The 2,018-nt window shown below is 65.7% G+C and carries 1 protein-coding gene; it reads right to left on the bottom strand.

From position 1 onward, the window contains the following. On the bottom strand, positions 1–2,018 hold a 2,018-nt coding region (locus GIW04_RS30265), incomplete at both ends, for an autotransporter-associated beta strand repeat-containing protein (RefSeq protein WP_236479568.1).

Here is a 2,018-nt window from a genome sequence, read left to right on the forward strand (position 1 = left end):
GGTTGTAGCCATCGGTGACGAACTGCAAACCAGTGATGGCTTGCGCGCCGTCAACCGTGACGGTGCCCGCCGAGCCTTGGAACACGGCAAAGCTGTTCGGGGTCCAGGCGGTGTTGAATGCGCCGTTGACGCCGGTCCATTGGCTGCCGCCTGCACTCCAGGTACCGTTGCCGCCGTCGATGGTGCCATTGCCCGTGGTTTGGCTGCCGTCCCAGAACTGCACGTTGGTGCTGCCGTTGACCAGCAGGTTAACCTGGTTGCCAACGGCGGTTTGCAGGTCCAGGTCGCTGGCCGGGATGTTCACCGGCAGGCTGCCCAGCAGCAGGCCGTTGTTGGTCAGGCCACCGGTGTAATCGATCAGGCGGTAGATACCCGCACCGAAGCCGCCGATATCGGTGACGTTGAGGGTGCCGTCCAGGGTCAGGTTGCCGTTGACCTGCACCAGCGCGGTGCCGCCCGTCGCGGGCGCGCCGAGGCCTGCATCCAGGTTGGAGTTGGCATTGAGCAGCAGCGAACCGGTGGTGAGGGTCGCGCCGGAATTGACGGCCAGGTGGCCGCCGTCGGCGATGGTCACGTTGCCCAACAAAGTACCGGTACCACCGAGGGTGGCACCACTGCCCACCGCCACATTGGCGCTGGCCAGGGAGCCATTGACGAGCAAGCTGCCGGCGTTGACCTGGGCGTCCCCGGTCACCACGCTGAGGCCGCCAAGGGTCAAGGCGCCTGTGCCGTCTTTGGCCAGGTCGCCGAGGCCTGCCACGATGCCGTCGAAGGTGCTGTCCAGATTATTGTTGCCGACGCTCAAGGTGCTGCCGGCGCCTACGGTGGCAATACCGGTACCCGTGAGGGCGCCCAGGCTGGCGCTGCCGCCCAGGTTCAAGGAGGTACCGCTCGCCAGATTGACCCCGGCGCCGACACCCAGTGCACCATTGCCCAGCGTGGTGAGGCTGCCCGATTGCACATCGAACAGGCCGTTGAAGGTGTTAGTACCGGTGAGGCTCACATCCGCCGTGCCGGTTTTGACCAGGCTACCGCTGCCGGCCAGCACGCCGGCCAGGGTCAGGTTGTTGTTGAGAGCGCCCACGGTCAGGCCAGCGTTGAGGTTGACCGCATTGGCCAATACCAGCGGTGTGCTGTTGGCCAGAGTGGCCGCGCCGTTTACGTTCAAGGCGCCGGTACCCAGGGCCGCTGCCGTACCCAGGGTTAATGTACCGGCGTTGAGCGTGGTGCCGCCTTGAAAGGTGTTGACGCCATTGAGGGTCAAGTTGGCCACGCCGTCTTTGCTCAGGCCAGCCGTGCCGGTGACCAGGCCATTGAGGGTCAGGTCGTTACTGCCGGTGACGGCCAGGTTGGCGTTAAGCACTACGCCATTGCCCACACTCAGCGGTGCCGTGTTATCCAGAGTCGCCGCGCCGCCCACGGTAAGGTTGCCCAGACCAAGGGCGGTGGCGCTGCCCAAGGTCAGCGTACCGGCGTTCAGGGTGGTGCCACCCAGGTAGGCATTGGTGCCGCTGAGGATCAGATTGGCCGTGCCCTCCTTGGTCAGGCTGCCTGCACCGTTGATTGCGCCGCCGAGGGTCAGGTCAGCGGTACCGCCGATGCCCAGGTTGCCCGCCAGGTTGATCGCATTAGTGGTGATGACCGCCGTGCTGGCGTCCAAGGTGGTACCGCCTGCGGCGTTCAACACGCCCGCGCCCAGCGCCGTATTGCTGGCCAGGATCAGCCCGCCTGCGTTCAAGGCCACAGGGCCCAGGAAGGTATTGGTGCCGCCGAGTGTCAGGTCTGCCGTGCCATTTTTGACCAGGCCCCCGACGCCGCTGATGGCGCCATTGAGCGCTAATGCGTTGCTGCCACCGACCGTCAGGCTGGCGCTGAGGACTGCATCATTGCCCAGGGTTACGGAGGCGTTGCTGTCCAGCGTGGTGCCCGCTACCGCAGTCAGCGCGCCAGTGCCCAGCGCGGTGTTGCTGCCGACCACCAACGTACCGCCATTGAGCAAGGTGCCGCCGGTGTAGCTG

Origin of the sequence: Pseudomonas sp. PA-4-8C (assembly GCF_021606625.1) — a bacterium.
GTDB classification, from domain to species: domain Bacteria; phylum Pseudomonadota; class Gammaproteobacteria; order Pseudomonadales; family Pseudomonadaceae; genus Aquipseudomonas; species Aquipseudomonas lactis.